Below are 1,195 nucleotides of genomic sequence, written 5' to 3'. Positions count from 1 at the left end.
GGTAATCCCCCCATTTTTAGAGCACGCTAAAAGTAGAGGTTAAGCGGCGAGTGCCAATTTCTGTTTTGGCGTGATACCGCCGAGCGCCATGTTGGGCCGGTCGTGATTGTAGGTCCACAACCAGTTGCTGGCAAATTCCTGAATTTCGTCGAGCGTCTCGAACAGGTGGTGGGCAAGCCAGTCATAGCGAACTGTCCTGTTGTAGCGCTCCACGTAGGCGTTCTGTTGGGGCTGTCCAGGCTGAATGAAATCGATGCGGATGCCGCGTTTTGCTGCCCATGCCAGGGTCACCGCGCTGATGTATTCAGGCCCGTTGTCGCATCGGATGGCTTCTGGTTTCCCGCGCCATTCGATGATGCGGTCGAGCGAGCGGATCACGCGCTCTGATGGCAGCGAGAAGTCGACCTCGATCCCCAGGCCTTCGCGGTTGAAGTCATCGATCACGTTGAACAAACGGATGCTGCGTCCGTCGGCGAGCTGGTCGTGCATGAAGTCCATCGACCAGCTCTGGTTGATCGCGATCGGCACCGTCAGCGGCAGCGGTTTCTCGCGCACCAGGCGATGACGCGGCTTGATCCGCAGGTTCAGCTCGAGCTCCCGGTAGATCCTGTAGACGCGTTTGTGATTCCATTTGAAGCCCTTGACGTTGCGCAGGTACAGAAAGCACAGCCCAAAGCCCCAGTTACGCTGGTTGTTCGTCAGTCGTACCAGCCAGTCGGCAATGAGGACATTTTCCGCATCCAGCTTGGCCTTGTAGCGGTAGCAGGTCTGGCTGATGCCAAACGCCTTGCACGCCAGCTTAACCGTGGCTGAGCGGTCCGCTACGGCCCATTGCGCCATCTCCCGCCGCTGAGATGGCGCTACCATTTTTTTGTGAGCGCCTCCGCCACGATCTCGGCCTTAAGGCGCTCCTCGACATACATCTTCTTAAGGCGCCGGTTTTCCTCCTCCAGCTCCTTCATCCGCGCCATTAACGAGGCGTCCATGCCGCCGAACTTCGAGCGCCACTTGTAGAACGTGGCGTTGCTGATGCCGTGCTCGCGGCACAGCTCCGGTACCGGGCTGCCGGCTTCGGCCTGTTTGAGGATGGCGATGATCTGGCTGTCGGTAAAACGGGAGGTCTTCATGTAGAGCTTTCTGTATCTTAAGTAGAAAATTCTACTTCTGATCGCGCTCTTTTTGCGGGGGGATTACC

At 57.7% G+C, this 1,195-nt stretch carries 1 protein-coding gene; it reads right to left on the bottom strand.

Features of this window, described 5'->3' with window-relative positions; genetic code table 11:
• Positions 1-39: 39 nt before the first annotated feature.
• Positions 40-1,127, bottom strand: a protein-coding gene (locus tag ACZ9AQ_RS24160; protein ID WP_429207347.1) for an IS3 family transposase whose coding sequence is annotated in 2 segments (ribosomal slippage) — positions 40-875 and positions 875-1,127 — 1,089 coding nt in all. Because the reading frame shifts where the segments join, the coding sequence is not laid out codon by codon here.
• Positions 1,128-1,195: the final 68 nt, after the last annotated feature.

Source organism: Massilia sp. UYP34 (assembly GCF_056279385.1).
The sequence above is the reverse complement of the archived record's forward strand: the minus strand, read 5'-3'. Positions and strand labels throughout refer to the sequence as shown.